At 71.1% G+C, this 15,315-nt stretch carries 16 protein-coding genes; 12 read left to right on the plus strand and 4 right to left on the minus strand.

The features are described 5' to 3' along the window. The 4 genes from ABT354_RS31535 to ABT354_RS31550 all read left to right on the plus strand — a co-directional run. Positions 1-514 (plus strand): bifunctional ornithine acetyltransferase/N-acetylglutamate synthase (locus ABT354_RS31535; RefSeq protein WP_351500116.1); only part of this gene is annotated, 514 nt, incomplete at its 5' end. Beyond that, positions 511-1,434 carry an acetylglutamate kinase gene (gene argB / locus ABT354_RS31540; protein ID WP_351500118.1) on the plus strand — a complete coding sequence of 308 codons (924 nt, stop codon included), beginning with the start codon at positions 511-513 and terminating at the stop codon, positions 1,432-1,434. The genes ABT354_RS31535 and argB, both read left to right, overlap by 4 nt. Then, positions 1,431-2,645 carry an acetylornithine transaminase gene (locus ABT354_RS31545; protein ID WP_351500120.1) on the plus strand — a complete coding sequence of 405 codons (1,215 nt, stop codon included), beginning with the start codon at positions 1,431-1,433 and terminating at the stop codon, positions 2,643-2,645. The genes argB and ABT354_RS31545 overlap by 4 nt, the downstream gene beginning before the upstream one ends. Positions 2,646-2,652: 7 nt before the next feature. After that, positions 2,653-3,189, plus strand: coding sequence for an arginine repressor (locus ABT354_RS31550; protein ID WP_351500122.1), 537 nt, complete (start codon positions 2,653-2,655; stop codon positions 3,187-3,189). 56 nt (positions 3,190-3,245) lie between these two features. On the opposite strand, the gene ABT354_RS31555 is transcribed toward ABT354_RS31550, so the two are convergent. Then, complete coding sequence (locus ABT354_RS31555; RefSeq protein WP_351500125.1) at positions 3,246-3,836, minus strand: pyridoxamine 5'-phosphate oxidase family protein; 591 nt, start codon at positions 3,834-3,836, stop codon at positions 3,246-3,248. 187 nt (positions 3,837-4,023) lie between these two features. Between ABT354_RS31555 and ABT354_RS31560 the strand changes: the two genes are divergently transcribed. The 4 genes from ABT354_RS31560 (at position 4,024) to ABT354_RS31575 (ending at position 9,096) form a co-directional block, all read left to right on the plus strand. After that, entirely contained in the window at positions 4,024-5,217 is a 1,194-nt protein-coding gene (locus ABT354_RS31560) for an argininosuccinate synthase (RefSeq protein ID WP_351500127.1), read from the plus strand. 170 nt (positions 5,218-5,387) lie between these two features. Further along, a complete protein-coding gene (argH, locus tag ABT354_RS31565; RefSeq protein ID WP_351500129.1) occupies positions 5,388-6,815 on the plus strand; it encodes an argininosuccinate lyase in 1,428 nt (475 codons plus the stop codon). Positions 6,816-7,003: 188 nt separating this feature from the next. Next, complete coding sequence (locus ABT354_RS31570) at positions 7,004-7,558, plus strand: TetR/AcrR family transcriptional regulator (RefSeq protein ID WP_351500131.1); 555 nt, start codon at positions 7,004-7,006, stop codon at positions 7,556-7,558. Further along, the gene (locus tag ABT354_RS31575; protein WP_351500133.1) at positions 7,555-9,096 is read left to right on the plus strand and encodes an MFS transporter; all 1,542 of its coding nucleotides are present in this window, start codon (positions 7,555-7,557) and stop codon (positions 9,094-9,096) included. The genes ABT354_RS31570 and ABT354_RS31575 overlap by 4 nt, the downstream gene beginning before the upstream one ends. 91 nt (positions 9,097-9,187) lie before the next feature. Here ABT354_RS31575 and ABT354_RS31580 read toward each other — a convergent pair whose 3' ends face one another. Continuing rightward, positions 9,188-9,850, minus strand: coding sequence for a lysophospholipid acyltransferase family protein (locus tag ABT354_RS31580; RefSeq protein WP_351500135.1), 663 nt, complete (start codon positions 9,848-9,850; stop codon positions 9,188-9,190). A 302-nt stretch (positions 9,851-10,152) separates the two neighbouring features. On the opposite strand from ABT354_RS31580, the gene ABT354_RS31585 reads away from it, so the two are divergent. Both ABT354_RS31585 and ABT354_RS31590 read left to right on the plus strand, forming a co-directional pair. Continuing rightward, a complete protein-coding gene (locus tag ABT354_RS31585) occupies positions 10,153-11,382 on the plus strand; it encodes a glycerophosphodiester phosphodiesterase (RefSeq protein WP_351500136.1) in 1,230 nt (409 codons plus the stop codon). 201 nt (positions 11,383-11,583) lie between these two features. Then, on the plus strand, positions 11,584-12,090 hold the full coding sequence (locus ABT354_RS31590) for a GNAT family N-acetyltransferase (RefSeq protein ID WP_351500138.1): 507 nt from the start codon (positions 11,584-11,586) through the stop codon (positions 12,088-12,090). Here ABT354_RS31590 and ABT354_RS31595 read toward each other — a convergent pair. Next, entirely contained in the window at positions 12,087-12,551 is a 465-nt protein-coding gene (locus tag ABT354_RS31595) for a hypothetical protein (RefSeq protein WP_351500140.1), read from the minus strand. The genes ABT354_RS31590 and ABT354_RS31595 overlap by 4 nt on opposite strands. A 2-nt stretch (positions 12,552-12,553) precedes the next feature. Further along, a complete protein-coding gene (locus tag ABT354_RS31600) occupies positions 12,554-12,913 on the minus strand; it encodes a hypothetical protein (RefSeq protein ID WP_351500142.1) in 360 nt (119 codons plus the stop codon). A gap of 599 nt (positions 12,914-13,512) precedes the next feature. Here ABT354_RS31600 and ABT354_RS31605 point away from each other — a divergent pair. Beyond that, on the plus strand, positions 13,513-14,538 hold the full coding sequence (locus tag ABT354_RS31605; RefSeq protein ID WP_351500144.1) for a methionine ABC transporter ATP-binding protein: 1,026 nt from the start codon (positions 13,513-13,515) through the stop codon (positions 14,536-14,538). Further along, the gene (locus ABT354_RS31610) at positions 14,535-15,302 is read left to right on the plus strand and encodes a methionine ABC transporter permease (RefSeq protein WP_351500146.1); all 768 of its coding nucleotides are present in this window, start codon (positions 14,535-14,537) and stop codon (positions 15,300-15,302) included. The genes ABT354_RS31605 and ABT354_RS31610 overlap by 4 nt, the downstream gene beginning before the upstream one ends. Positions 15,303-15,315 lie beyond the last annotated feature (13 nt).

A 15,315-nucleotide genomic window follows, 5' to 3' on the forward strand; every position in this document is an offset into this window, starting at 1 on the left:
CGGGTGCATGTCGACGAACGACACGGTGCTGCTGCTGGCGTCGGGTGCGTCGGGCGCGGTGCCGGAGTACGGGGTGTTCGCCGAGGCGGTCCGCGCGGTCTGTGATGACCTGGCGCGGCAGTTGATCGGGGACGCGGAGGGTGCGTCGAAGGACATCCGGATCGAGGTGGTGGGTGCGGCGTCGGAGGAGGACGCGGTGGAGGTGGGCCGCTCGGTGGCCCGTAACAACCTGCTGAAGTGCGCGATCCATGGCGAGGACCCGAACTGGGGGCGGGTGCTGTCGGCGGTGGGGACCACGTCCGCCGTCTTCGAGCCGGACGCGCTGAATGTCGCGATCAACGGGGTCCAGGTCTGCCGCGCCGGGAGTGTGGGGGAGGACCGGGACCTGGTCGACATGCGCTTCCGGGAGGTACGGATCACCGTCGACCTCCAGGCCGGCGACCACACCGCCGTCATCTGGGCCAACGACCTCACCGCCGAATACGTCCACGAGAACAGCGCCTACAGCTCATGAGCGGCTCTCCCACACGCAAGCACATGGCCCTCCCCAAGGCCAGGACCCTCATCGAGGCCCTGCCCTGGCTGACCCGGCACAACGGGAAGACGGTCGTCATCAAGTTCGGCGGCAACGCCATGGTGGACGAGGAGCTGAAGGCCGCCTTCGCCCAGGATGTCGTCTTCCTCCACCACGCCGGTCTCAAGCCCGTCGTGGTGCACGGCGGCGGCCCGCAGATCAGTGCCCAGCTCGACCGGCACGGCCTGGTCAGCGAGTTCCGGGCCGGGCTGCGGGTGACCAGCGACGAGGCCATGGAGGTGGTCCGGATGGTGCTCGCCGGACAGGTCCAGCGCGAACTCGTCGGACTGCTGAACCAGCACGGCCCGCTCGCCGTCGGGATCACCGGCGAGGACGCCCACACCATCTCCGCCGTGCGGCACCGTCCCCTCCTGGACGGTGAGCCGGTCGACATCGGCCGGGTCGGGGAGGTCACCGCGATCGACATCGGCGCCGTGACGGCGCTGCTGGAGGACGGCCGTATCCCGGTGGTCTCCTCCATCGCCCGTGCGGAGGACGACGGCCATGTCTACAACGTCAATGCTGATACGGCGGCTGCGGCACTCGCTGCGGCACTGGGCGCGGAGACCCTCATGGTCCTCACCGATGTCGAGGGACTCTACGAGGACTGGCCCCACAGCGACGAGGTGATCTCCCGGCTCACCGCCACCGAGCTGGAGAAGCTGCTGCCCGATCTCTCCAGCGGCATGGTCCCCAAGATGGAGGGGTGTCTGCACGCGGTGCGCAACGGGGTCACCACCGCCCGGGTCATCGACGGCCGGGTGCCGCACTCCATCCTGCTGGAGATCTTCACCGATGACGGTGTGGGCACCATGGTCGTGCCCGACGAGCCGCTCACCACTGCCAAGGGGGCATCATGACCAATCAGGAGTTCGCCCGGCGCTGGCAGGGCGTGATGATCGACAGCTATGGCACCCCCGGGCTCTCCTTCGTCCGGGGTGAGGGCGCCACCCTCTGGGACGCCGACGGCCGTGCCTACACCGACCTCGTCAGCGGGCTCGCGGTGAACGCGCTGGGCCATGCCCACCCCGCCGTGGTGGAGGCGGTCTCCCGGCAGATCGCCTCCCTCGGCCATGTCTCCAACCTCTACTCGGCCCCGCCCACGATCGCCCTCGCGGAGCGGCTGATCGAGCTGTTCGGCCGCCCCGGCCGGGTCTTCTTCTGCAACTCGGGCACCGAGGCCAACGAGACCGCCTTCAAGCTCGGCCGGCTGACCGGCCGTCCGCACATCGTGGCCGCTCAGGGCGGTTTCCACGGGCGGACGATGGGCGCGCTCGCGCTCACCGGACAGCCCGCCAAGCACCAGGGCTTCCAGCCCCTGCCGGGCGAGGTGACCCATGTGCCGTACGGGGACACGGAGGCGCTGCGGGCGGCCGTCACCCCCGAGACCGCGCTGGTGATCCTGGAGCCGCTCCAGGGCGAGAACGGAGTGGTGCTGCCGCCGAAGGGATATCTGCGGGCGGCGCGGGAGATCACCGAGGCGACCGGGACCCTGCTGGTCCTGGACGAGGTGCAGACCGGCATCGGCCGTACCGGCCACTGGTTCGCCGCCCAGGCGGAAGGGGTCGAGGCCGATGTCGTCACCCTCGCCAAGGGACTCGGCGGCGGACTGCCGCTGGGCGCGGCCGTCGCCTTCGGCCGGGCCGCCGAGCTGATGCGGCCGGGCCACCATGCCTCCACCTTCGGCGGCAACCCGGTGGCCTGTGCCGCCGGTCTCGCGGTCCTGGACACCATCGCCGGTGAGGGGCTGCTCGACCGGGTCAAGCTGCTGGGGGAGCGGATCCGGGACGGAGTGGAACAATCCGGTGACGGCACCCGGCACCCGCTGGTCTCCCATGTCCGTGGTGCGGGCCTGATGCTGGGTATCGTGCTCAACGAGCCCGTCGCGCCCCAGGTGCAGCTCGCGGCCCAGAACGCCGGCTTCCTGGTGAACACCCCGGCCCCCGATGTCGTACGGCTGATTCCGCCGCTGGTCATCGGTGAGCCCGAGGTGGACGCTTTCCTCCAGGTCCTGCCCGGCCTTCTCGACGCGGCCCATGAGCGGGACAGGGAAGGACACACCGGAGAATGAGACGACGATGACCGAGGCGCATGCCACCGACGCCGGAGGGCCTGCCGTACCGCAGACCCGCATGGCCCGCCACCGCCGGATCGTGGACATCCTGAACCGCCAGCCGGTCCGCTCCCAGAGCCAGCTGGCCAAGCTCCTCGCGGACAACGGGCTGAGCGTCACCCAGGCGACGCTCTCCCGGGACCTGGACGAGCTGGGCGCGGTGAAGATCCGCAACACGAACGGCGAGCTGATCTACGCGGTGCCCAGCGAGGGCGGCTTCCGTACCCCGCAGGCGCCGCTCGGCGAGTCGGCGAAGGAGGAGCGGATGCGCAGGCTCTCCGGGGAGCTGCTGATCTCCGCGGAGGCGTCCGCCAATCTGGTGGTGCTGCGTACGCCCCCGGGCGCGGCGCAGTTCCTCGCCTCGGCCATCGACCAGGCGGAGCTGCACGACATCCTCGGCACCATCGCCGGGGACGACACCCTGATGCTGATCAGCAGGGACCCCACGGGTGGCCAGGCGCTCGCCGACCATCTGCTGCGGCTGGCGCAGAACGACCGCTAGGACCGGTACACGAGGAGGGCCCCAGGACGCGACCGCGTCCCGGGGCCCTCCTCGTGTCATGCGTCCGTGCGCGGGGGCAGCGGCAGCGGCAGGGCCGGCAGCCCGTCCAGGCTCACCCCGACATGGTCCTTCTTCTCGCAGTACGCGGCGAACTCCTCGTCCGACTTCCGCCCGAAGTGCTCCGCGTGCTGGGTGCGCTCCCCCTCGTACGCCAGGAAGGGCACCGCGAAGCCGCAGGCGTCGCTGATCCGCCGGGCCCGTACCAGGATGATCGCGCGGGCGCTGGGCCCGTCGACCTCGGAGAAGTGGGCGATCAGCCCGGCCCACCGGGGGTCGTCGCGGAAGACGGCCGTCCCCTCGCCGTGCACCCGCAGCACCTTGGGCGGCCCGGCGAAGGCGCACCACATCAGGGTGATCCGGCCGTTGCCCTCCTCGCGGAGGTGGGCGATGGTCTCCGCGCCGCTGCCGCCGAAGTCCAGATAGGCCAGGGTCAGTTCGTCGATGACCACCAGGCTGCCGCTGCGGCCCTTGGGGGAGAGGTTGACATGTCCGTCACCGGCGAGCGGGGCGGTGGCGGTGAAGAAGACGGGCTGCTGCTCGATAAAGGTGCGGATACGTCCTTCGATGCGTTCATAACGCTTACCCATGGGGTGATTATCGGCCGCCGCCCGGGGTGGTGTCGTGATCACGCGGGGATGCCGGACAGCGCGCCGGACGGCACAGGGCACGGCACACGGCACGGCACGCCGCGCGGCCCCGCGCGCCCCTGATTGACGAAACATGCGGCCGAGTGCATACTTATTCCATCACCGCATGCACCGTAAGGAGAATTCCGTGACCGAGCGCGTCGTACTCGCCTACTCGGGCGGTCTGGACACCTCCGTCGCCATCGGCTGGATCGCCGAGGAGACGGGCGCCGAGGTCATCGCCGTCGCCGTGGACGTCGGCCAGGGCGGCGAGGACCTGGACGTCATCCGCAAGCGCGCGCTCGCCTGCGGTGCCGTCGAGGCCGAGGTGGCCGATGCCCGGGCCGAGTTCGCCGATGAGTACTGCCTCCCGGCGATCAAGGCCAATGCCCTCTACATGGACCGCTACCCGCTGGTGTCGGCGCTCTCGCGGCCCGCGATCGTCAAGCACCTGGTGGCCGCCGCCCGTAAGCACAACGCCTCCGTGGTCGCCCACGGCTGCACCGGCAAGGGCAACGACCAGGTCCGCTTCGAGGCCGGCATCCAGGCCCTGGGCCCCGATCTGACCTGCATCGCCCCGGTCCGTGACTACGCCATGACCCGGGACAAGGCCATCGCCTTCTGCGAGGCCAAGCAGCTCCCGATCGCCACCTCCAAGAAGTCCCCGTACTCCATCGACCAGAACGTCTTCGGCCGGGCCATCGAGACCGGCTTCCTGGAGGACATCTGGAACTCCCCGATCGAGGACATCTACGAGTACACCTCCAACCCCGCCGAGCCGCGCGAGGCCGACGAGGTCGTCATCTCCTTCCGGCAGGGTGTCCCGGTCGCCATCGACGGCCGCCCGGTCACCGTGCTCCAGGCCATCCAGCAGCTCAACGAGCGGGCGGGTGCCCAGGGCATCGGCCGGATCGACATGGTCGAGGACCGGCTCGTCGGCATCAAGTCCCGTGAGGTGTACGAGGCGCCGGGCGCCATCGCGCTGATCACCGCCCACCAGGAGCTGGAGAGCGTCACCGTCGAGCGCGAGCTGGCCCGCTACAAGCGGCAGGTCGAGCAGCGCTGGGGCGAGCTGGTCTACGACGGTCTGTGGTTCTCCCCGCTCAAGCGCGCCCTCGACGGCTTCATCGAGGAGGCGAACCAGCATGTCACCGGTGATATCCGGATGACGCTGCACGGCGGCCGGGCCGTGGTCACCGGCCGGAAGTCCGAGGAGTCGCTGTACGACTTCAACCTCGCGACCTATGACACGGGCGACACCTTCGACCAGTCCAAGGCGCAGGGCTTCATCGACATCTTCGCCCTCTCCGCGAAGATCGCCGCCAAGCGCGACCTGGCCTGACCCGGCGCCCGCGCCCGGTGCCCGCCTGAGCCCGGCGTCGGTATGGGCCCGGGCCCCGGGCCCGGCACCGGCCCGCGCTCCGCGCGCATCCCGAGTACCACCCCGTGACCGCCTCCCCGCCACCCCCGGCGGGGAGGCGGTCGCACACCACCCTCCGAGGAGCACACGCAGTGAGCAGCAACAACGGTGATGTCCGGCTCTGGGGCGGACGGTTCGCCGACGGCCCCGCCGAGGCGCTGGCGAAGCTTTCCGCCTCGGTGCACTTCGACTGGCGGCTGGCGCCGTACGACATCGCCGGGTCCCGTGCCCACGCCCGGGTGCTCCACCGTGCCGGGCTGCTCAGCGAGGACGAGCTGACCCGGATGCTGGCCGGTCTGGATCTGCTCGCCGCCGATGTCGCGGACGGCTCCTTCACCGGAACCATCGCCGACGAGGATGTGCACACCGCCCTGGAGCGGGGGCTGCTGGAGCGGCTCGGCCCCGATCTGGGCGGCAAGCTGCGGGCCGGCCGCTCCCGCAACGACCAGGTGGCGACCCTCTTCCGGATGTATCTGCGGGACCACGCCCGGATCATCGCCACCCTGATCGCCGACCTCCAGGAGGCGCTGGTGGGGCTGGCCGAGGCCCACCCGGAGGTGGCCATGCCGGGCCGTACCCACCTCCAGCACGCCCAGCCGGTGCTCTTCGCCCACCATGTGCTCGCCCATGTCCAGGCGCTCTCGCGGAACGCCGAGCGGCTGCGGCAGTGGGACACCCGTACGGCGGTCTCGCCCTATGGCTCCGGCGCGCTCGCGGGCTCCTCGCTCGGTCTGGACCCGGAGGCGGTCGCCGCCGACCTCGGCTTCGAGGGCGGCTCGGCGGCCAACTCCATCGACGGCACCGCCTCGCGGGACTTCGTCGCGGAGTTCGCCTTCATCACCGCGATGATCGGTGTGGATCTCTCCCGGATCGCGGAGGAGGTCATCATCTGGAACACCAAGGAGTTCTCCTTCGTCACCCTGCACGACGCCTTCTCCACCGGGTCGTCGATCATGCCGCAGAAGAAGAACCCCGACATCGCCGAGCTGGCGCGGGGCAAGTCGGGCCGGCTGATCGGCAATCTGACCGGGCTGCTGGCCACGTTGAAGGCGCTGCCGCTGGCGTACAACCGCGACCTCCAGGAGGACAAGGAGCCGGTCTTCGACTCCTGTGACCAGCTGGAGGTGCTGCTGCCCGCCTTCACCGGGATGATGGCCACCCTCACGGTGCACCGGGAGCGGATGGAGGAGCTGGCCCCGGCCGGGTTCTCGCTCGCCACCGATATCGCCGAGTGGCTGGTGCGGCAGGGGGTGCCGTTCCGGGTGGCCCACGATGTGGCGGGCGCCTGTGTCAAGGAGTGCGAGCGCTCCGGGATCGAGCTGCACCAGCTCACCGACGACCAGTTCGCCGCGATCTCCGGGCATCTGACCCCCGAGGTCCGCTCGGTGCTCAGCGTCCGGGGCGCGCTGGCCTCCCGGAACGGCCGGGGCGGTACCGCTCCCTCGGCGGTGGCGGTCCAGCTCGCCGAGGTCAAGGCGGATCTGGCCGTACAGCGCGGCTGGGCGACCGACCGGAGCTGATCCCTCCGGAGCACTCCGCGTACTCCCTCGTACGTCTGTACCTTTCGGCGCCGCCGGCCCCCGCGATCAGCGGGTGGACGGTGGCGCCGCTGGTGTTTTCCCTGCTCAGAATGGCTCGCCGGTGTCCTGAATGAGTCTTCGATGTATTCAATGAGACAAAGATGTCTCATTGGGGTTATCGTTGTCTCATGACAGTCGATCGCGAGCAGGTGCTCCGCGCCGCCGCCGCTCTCCTCTCCCGCAGGGCGACCGCCACCATGGACGAGGTCGCCAAATCCGCCGGCATCGGCCGCGCGACCCTGCACCGGCACTTCGCCGGGCGGGACGCGCTGGTCCGTGCGCTGGAGGACCTCGGGCTCCGGGAGCTGGAGACCGCCATCGAGGCGGCCCGCCCCGAGGAGGGCTCCGCCGCCGACGCGCTGCGCCGCCTGATCGCCGGGACCGCCCCGGCCGCCCCGCTGCTCGGCTTCCTCATCTCCGAGAACCAGCTGTTCGAGGACGAGGGCATGAACGAGGGCTGGGCGCGGGTGGACGCGGTCTTCGCCGCCCTGTTCCAGCGGGGCCAGGAGTCGGGCGAGTTCCGGGTGGACCTCACCGCGGTCTGGCTCACCGAGGCGCTGTACGGGCTGCTCAGCGCGGGCGCCTGGGCCGTGCAGGGGGGCAGGGTCGCGACCAAGGATTATCAGTACATGATCGCCGAGCTGATGCTCGGCGGCTGCATACGACGGAGCGTGGAGACATGACCGGCACCGACCTCAAGGTGGCGGAGACGGTGCGCGGCACCCCCGGACGGTGGCTGGCACTGTCCGTGCTGGTACTGGCCGTGCTGCTGGTGGCGGTCGACGCCACCGTGCTCGGCCTGGCGACCCCCTTCCTCAGCGAGGACCTCGAACCCACCGGTACCCAGCTGCTGTGGATCGGGGATGTGTACTCCTTTGTCATCGCCGGTCTGCTGATCTCCATGGGCAGTCTGGGTGACCGCATCGGCCGGAAGAAGCTGCTGCTGACCGGTGCCGTCGCCTTCGGCGCCGTCTCGGTGCTCAACGCCTATGCCACCAGCCCCGAGATGATGATCGTGGCGCGGGCGCTGCTCGGTGTCGCCGGTGCGACCCTGATGCCGTCCACCCTCGCCCTGATCCGCAATCTCTTCCCCGACCCGCGGGAGCGCTCGCTCGCCGTCGGTTTCTGGGGTGCCGCCGCCTCGGCGGGCGCCGCGGTCGGCCCGGTGGTCGGCGGAGCGCTCCTCGAACACTTCTGGTGGGGCTCGGTCTTCCTGATCAACCTGCCGGTGATGGCGATCCTGGTGGTCGTCGGGGTCAAGCTGATCCCGGAGTCCCGCAACCCCCGGCCGGGGCCCTGGGACCTCATCAGTGTGGGGCTCTCCCTCGTCGGCATGATCTCCGTGGTCTATGCCATCAAGGAGACCGCGGTGCACGGTGTCAGCGCGGGCGGGATGCTCGCGGCGACGCTCGGTGCGACGGCCCTGACCTGGTTCGTCCGCCGTCAGCTCACCCTCCCCTCACCCCTGCTGAATGTCCGGCTCTTCCACAACCGGGGCTTCTCCGGCGCGGTGCTGGCGGATCTGCTGACCATCCTCGGCCTCGCCGGGCTGGTCTTCTTCCTCTCGCAGTTCCTCCAGCTGGTCCAGGGGCGCTCACCGCTGGAGGCCGGTCTGATCGAGCTGCCGTCGGCGATCGGCGCCGTCATCGCCGGTCTGCTCGCCGGGCATCTGGCCCGCCGCACCTCCGTGCGCGGCGCGGTCACCGCCGGGCTCACCGCGGTCGGTCTGGCGCTGGGTGCCGGGGTGTTCGCGACCGCCGGGACCACCCCGGCGGCCATGGGGGCGGTGCTGTTCGTCGGCGGCTTCGGCGCCGGACTCGCCTTCACGGTCACCGCGGACGTCATTCTGTCCAGCGTGCCGAAGGAGGAGGCGGGCGCGGCGTCGGCGGTCTCCGAGACGGCGTACGAGCTGGGCGCGGCGCTCGGTATCGCCCTGCTGGGCAGTGTGGTGACCGGGGTCTACCGGGGCTTCACGGTGCCCGACGCGGTCCCCGGCGAGACGGCGGACGCGGCCCGGGAGTCGCTGGCCGGTGCGGCCCAGGCGGCGGAGACTCTCCCCGCCGAGCAGGGCGCGGCGCTGCTGGCCTCGGCCCGGGACGCCTTCCTGGACGGGTTCCATGTGGCGGGCGCGGTCGGCTCGGTGGTGCTGCTGGCCACGGCGGTGGCGGCGTGGTTCCTGCTGCGGGGCCAGCGGCTGGAGAGCGGTGTGGAGCACCCGTGACCCCGCGCCGGTAGCTTTTTGTATACGGCTCAGGGCCGGACCCCGTCGGGGTCCGGCCCTGAGCCGTGCGGTCCGTGAGGTGCCCGGCCGGTCAGGCGGCCTTGGCCTTGGTGGCGTACATGTCCACATACTCCTGGCCCGAGAGCCGCATGACCTCGGCCATCACCGAGTCCGTCACCGCCCGCAGCACATAGCGGTCGCGGCCGAGTCCGTCGTACCGGGAGAACTCCATCGGGGCGCCGAAGCGCACCGTGACCCGGCCGGGCCGGGGCAGCCCCGCGCCGCCGGGCTGGAGCTTGTCGGTGCCGATCACCGCGAACGGCACCACCGGCGCCCCGGTCATCAGGGTGAGCCGGGCGATCCCCGTACGGCCCCGGTAGAGCCGGCCGTCGGGGGAGCGGGTCCCCTCCGGGTAGATCCCGAAGACCTCGCCCCGCTCCAGCATCCGGCGCCCGGTGTTCAGCGCCGCCACCCCGCCATTGGCCCCGTCCCGGTCCACCGGGATCATCCCGACACCGATGAAGAACCACGCCATCGCGCGCCCCTTCAGACCCTTCCCGGTCACGTACTCGTCCTTGCCGATGAAGTACACCGGGCGGGGGCAGACCAGCGGGAGGATCATCGAATCGATGAAGGTGAGGTGATTCCCGGCCAGAATCACCGGACCGGTCCCCGGGATGTTCTCAACGCCTTCCACCCGGGGCCGGAACATCAGGCGCAGAAACGGTCCGAGGAGGGCCTTGAGAAGCGACAAGCGGGACAACGGATCCTCCGGTGTCAAGGACGGACGGCAGCGGTGGGCGGCCGGCGCCGACCTCGCGGAGCCGGTGGCCGGTCCCCCGGTCTACCGGAGACCGGCTAAGGCTCCATTGAGTCTGCGCAGGTGAGGACGATACTCGCGGAGAGTGTCCGATCGCACATCGGGTTCACGTACTGGATACGCGCCGTTGACATGTGTTCGCGCCACGTTCGCCCGGGGTCTTCCCCCTGGATCGGTCGGCTCCCTACGGTCGGGCACGGCCCGGCGGACGCACGGGACCACAGGGAGGAACGTCGATGAGACAGAGTGCGGCACAGGGGAGCGGGGAGCGGCGGGGCGGGTCGTCCCGGCGGCGGGCGGTCCTCGGGGCGGCGGCGGTGGGCGCGGCGGCCCTGGGGGCGGCGGCGGCTTCCCCGGCCGCCGCGGTCCCCGGCGGGGCGGTCCCGGGCGGGGCTCCGGCGGCCGGGGCGAAGGGGCGGCGCGGTGGCTCGTACCGGGATCTGCCCCGGCCCACCGTGATCGCCCACCGGGGCGCCAGCGGCTACCGGCCCGAGCACACCATCGCCGCGTATCAGCTCGCCCTGGACATGGGCGCGCATGTGATCGAACAGGATCTGGTCCCCACCCGGGACGGGCACCTTGTATGCCGTCATGAGAACGACATCACCGGGACCACCGATGTCGCCGACCGCCCGGAGTTCGCCTCCCGGCGGACCACCAGGAGCGTGGACGGGGACCGGCTCACCGGCTGGTTCACCGAGGACTTCACCCTCGCCGAGCTGAAGACCCTGCGCACCCGGGAGCGGATACCGGCCGTCCGCCGCAGGAACACCCTCTACGACGGGCGCTGGGCCGTGCCCACCTTCGAGGAGGTGCTGCGCTGGGCGGAGCGCGAGGGGCGCCGCCGGGGCCGGCCGGTCTGGCTCCATGTGGAGACCAAGCACCCCACCTACTTCCGCAAGCTGGGCCTCGGCCTGGAGGAGCCGCTGGCACGGCTGCTGCGCCGGTACGGGCGCGACGGCCGCGACGCCCCCGTCTTCCTCCAGTCCTTCGAGCCGGACAGCATGCGGCGGATGGCGCGGCTGGTCTCCGCGCCCCGGGTGGTGCTGCTCTCGGCCGCGCACGAACGGCCGTGGGACTTCGTGGAGTCGGGCGATCCGCGTACCGTCGCCGATCTGGTCCGGCCGGACGGGCTGCGGTGGATCTCCTCCTTCGCCCAGGGCATCGGACCCACCCTGGACCTGATCATCCCGCGCCGGGCCGACGGCCGGCTCGGCGAGGAGACCACCCTGGTCCGGGACGCCCACCGCCGGGGGCTGATCCTCCATCCGTACACCCTGCGGAACGAGAACAGCTTCCTCCCGGTGGACTTCCGGCGGGAGTACGGCGGCGACCCGGCCGCGTCGGCCCATGAGTACGGCGATGTCTTCGCCGCGTACCGCCGCTGGTTCGCCACCGGGATCGACGGCATCTTCACCGACCACCCGGACACCGGACTGCTGGCCGCCGCCGAGGCCCTGGAGTGACGGTGAAGTGACGGGCGAACGGGGGCTTTCTCCAGCGAATGCATGGGAGGGTCGGGTATCTCACAGGTGGATCCGGCCGCCCGCCGTTCCCGTGGCCTGAGATGTGCGAGCACAATGCTCCCGACCGAGGTTGCGGCTCCTGGGCAGGGGGAAGGGAGCGAGAGACAACCGGACCATCAGGTGAGCGGGAGGCATGCGCACATGGGCATGAGCGTGACCATCTCAGCGGCGACGGCACAGGACGCGGAACACATCCTCAAACTCCAGTACCTCTGCTACCAGAGCGAGGCGGCGCTGTACGGCGACTACGCCATCGAACCCCTCACCCAGTCGCTGGACGCCCTGCGCACCGAGATCGCCGAGGGGCACGCACTGGTGGCCCGGCTCGGCGAGGAGGTCGTGGCCTCCGTGCGCGGCAGGGTCGGCGAGGACGGCACCGCCCGGATCGCCAAACTCATCGTCCACCCCCGGATGCAGCGGCACGGCCTGGGCGGCCGGCTGCTCGACGCGATCGAGGAGAGGTTCGCCGCGGAGCCCGCCGCCCGCCGCTTCCGGCTCTTCACCGGCCATCGCAGCGAGGGCAATCTGCGGCTCTACCGCAGCCGGGGGTACGTCCCCGTCTCCCGGGAGCAGATCGGCCCCCGGCTGACCGTGGTCACCCTGGAGAAGGAGGCCGTGTCCCGCGCCGCCTTCGTCACCAGCGCCTAGGAGAGGCTCGGCGGTGTGCCGGGGGCGCTGTGGCTGCGTGAACGGCGCAGCCACAGCATCCCGGTGACCGGCAGCAGGACCGGGATGAAGAGATAGCCCATGCCGTACTCCGACCACACGGTGGAGTCGGGGAAGGCGGACGGCTCCAGCACCGTCCAGGTGCCCACCACCAGCACTCCGGCCAGCTCGGCCGCACAGCAGACCAGCGCCGCGCGGCGGGCCGTCTCACCGCCCCGGACCAGGGTGTAGGTGATGAACGCGTACACCGCCGCGGCGACCGCGGAGAGTGTGTGGGCCAGCGGCGCGGAGTCGAAGTCGGTGAGGATCGCGTAGAGCGAGCGCGACACCGCGCCGACCGACATCACCGAGTACAGCCAGACCAGCAGCACCCCCGGGCCGGTCACCAGCCTGGTGCGGGTGGCCGGGGCGCCGTCGCGCTCCCCGGTCCTGGATCCGCCCACCGTCAGCCTCCCCAGATGTCGTAGAGCCGGACCTCCAGCACCGCGAGGACCACGGCGCCGGCGGCGACCGTCGCCGAACCCCAGCGGCTCCGCTCCACCAGCGACAGAAAGGCCGCCGCCGGGACCGAGAGGAACGCCCCGATCAGATAGACCACAAAGGTGGTCGTGCCCCCCTGGGCGGTTTCCCCCTGGGCCAGCCGTACGATCCCCACCACCAGCTGTGCCAGGGCCAGCAGGGTCACCACGGCCATGCCGATGAAGTGCCAGTCCTTGGTGGGCTGATCGCGCCAGGCGGCGAATCCGCACCAGGCGGCGAGGGCGAGCGCGGCCACGGAGACCGTGATCGTCAGGGCGTCGAGCATGGCTCCGAGGGTATTACGGGTACGGGTCCCGCCCGCGCGCCGGGGGCGGTGCGGCGGCCCGAGGGGGCGGGTCCCGGGCCCCCTCCCGTACGCCCCCGCGGCTGCCCCGAACGGCCCCGATCGTGGCCTTGACCACATATCCGGAGTGTCGCGGCCCCGCCCCGTGCTCCGGGTGCCGGGAATCCGCCCAGGTCAGGACGGTCACCAGGGGAGGGCCCGGGGTGGTCGGCCACCCGGTGATTGTCCGATATCCGGACAGCTCTGCCGGTGCTCAGAGGGCATCTGCTTTACTTGCCGCCATGACCACGACGAGCAGCCGCACCCTTGCGACCGAGGCGAACATGACGCCCGGTGCTCGTTGTATGGGTCGAATGTGCGCCTTCTGAGGGCCCCTGCCTGTGCCTCGCGCCCCGAAGTGAGACCGCGCAGCCGTCCAGTCCGCTGACTGGTCCGTTCGCTGCCACGCGCACCCGATGAACCCGCCGGAGTCCTGTCCGGTGGTCCGACCGTGCCGCGTTCCCACCACAGAAACCCAGAAGACGAACGCCCCGTGCCCGGCGAGGACGCCTGCCGTGCACTCGACAGTGACGGACACTCCAGTGATCACGACAACGGACCTCACCAAGGTCTACCGCTCGCGAGGACGCGAGATCACCGCCCTGGACGGCGTCGATCTCCATGTCAGAGAGGGCGAGGTGTTCGGTGTCATCGGCCAGAGCGGCGCCGGCAAGTCCTCCCTCATCCGCTGTGTCAACCTCCTGGAACGCCCCACCTCCGGCACCGTGACCGTGGACGGCCGGGAACTGACCGCGCTCGCCGGACGCGGCGCCCGCGCCGGCAAGGAACTGCGCGCCGCCCGCAGCCGGATCGGCATGGTCTTCCAGCACTTCAACCTGTTGTCCTCGCGCACCGTCCAGGACAACGTCGAACTGCCGCTGGAGATCCTCGGCCGCTCCGGCGCCGACCGCACCCGGCGGGCCCGGGAACTCCTCGACCTGGTGGGCCTCGCCGACAAGGCCAAGTCCTACCCCGGACAGCTCTCCGGCGGCCAGAAGCAGCGCGTCGGCATCGCCCGCGCCCTCGCCGGCGAGCCCCGGGTGCTCCTCTCCGACGAGGCGACCAGCGCCCTCGACCCCGAGACCACCCGCTCCATCCTCCAGCTGCTGCGCGACCTCAACCGTGAGCTGGGGCTGACCGTCCTGCTCATCACCCATGAGATGGATGTCGTCAAGACCGTCTGCGACTCCGCCGCCCTGATGGAGAACGGCCGGATCACCGAATCCGGCACCGTCAGCGAGCTGCTCGCCACCCCCGGCTCCGAACTGGCCGCCGCGCTCTTCCCGGTCAGCGGCGCCCCCTCCGCCCCCGACCGCACCGTCGTGGACGTCACCTTCCACGGCGACGCCGCCACCCAGCCGGTGATCTCGCAGCTCTCCCGTACGTACAACATCGACATCTCCATCCTGGGCGCCGCCATGGACACCGTGGGCGGCAAGCAGATCGGCCGGATGCGCATCGAGCTGCCCGGCCGGTTCGAGGAGAACGTCGTCCCCATCGGCTTCCTGCGCGAGCGGGGACTCCAGGCAGAGGTGGCCGCCGTGACCGCCGAGGAAGGTGCCAAGTGACCTGGTCCGAGATGCGGCCCCTGCTGGAGCAGGCGTGTTGGGACACCCTCTACATGGTCGGCTGGTCCACCGTCGTCGCCGTCGCCGTCGGGCTTCCGCTGGGTCTGCTGCTGGTCCTCACCGACCGCGGCGGCCTGCTCGCCAACGCCCTGGTGAACAAGGTGACCGGGCAGATCGTCAACATCACCCGGTCCATGCCGTTCATCATCCTGATGGTGGCGCTCTTCCCCTTCACCAAGGCGATCACCGGCACCACCATCGGCCGGGACGGCGCCATCGTGCCGCTCGCCATCGGCGCCATCCCCTTCTTCGCCCGGCTGGTCGAGACCGCCGTCCGCGAGGTCGACCACGGACTGGTCGAGGCCGTCCAGTCGATGGGCGGCGGCACCTGGACCGTCGTCCGCAAGGTCCTGGTCCCCGAGTCCCTGCCGTCCCTGATCGCCGGAGCCACCACCACCGTCATCGCCCTCATCGGCTACTCCGCGATGGCGGGCGCCGTCGGCGCCGGCGGACTCGGCGACATCGCCATCCGCTACGGCTACATGCGCTTCGAGACCGAACTGATGTGGATCACGGTCGGCGTCCTCGCGGTCGTCATCTCCGTCATCCAGTTCGCCGGCGACTACGCCGCCTGGAGCCTGCACCGCCGGGGCCGCAGCGGCGGACCCGCCCCCCGGCTGCGTCTGCTGCGGCAGAAGAAGCCCCTGGTCAGCCCGGTCGAGGCCACCGCCGAACCGGCCCTGGAGCCCACCAAGCTCCGCTGACCTCCCCGACCCG

It is taken from the genome of Streptomyces sp. NPDC000594, assembly GCF_040299965.1.
Classification (GTDB): domain Bacteria; phylum Actinomycetota; class Actinomycetes; order Streptomycetales; family Streptomycetaceae; genus Streptomyces.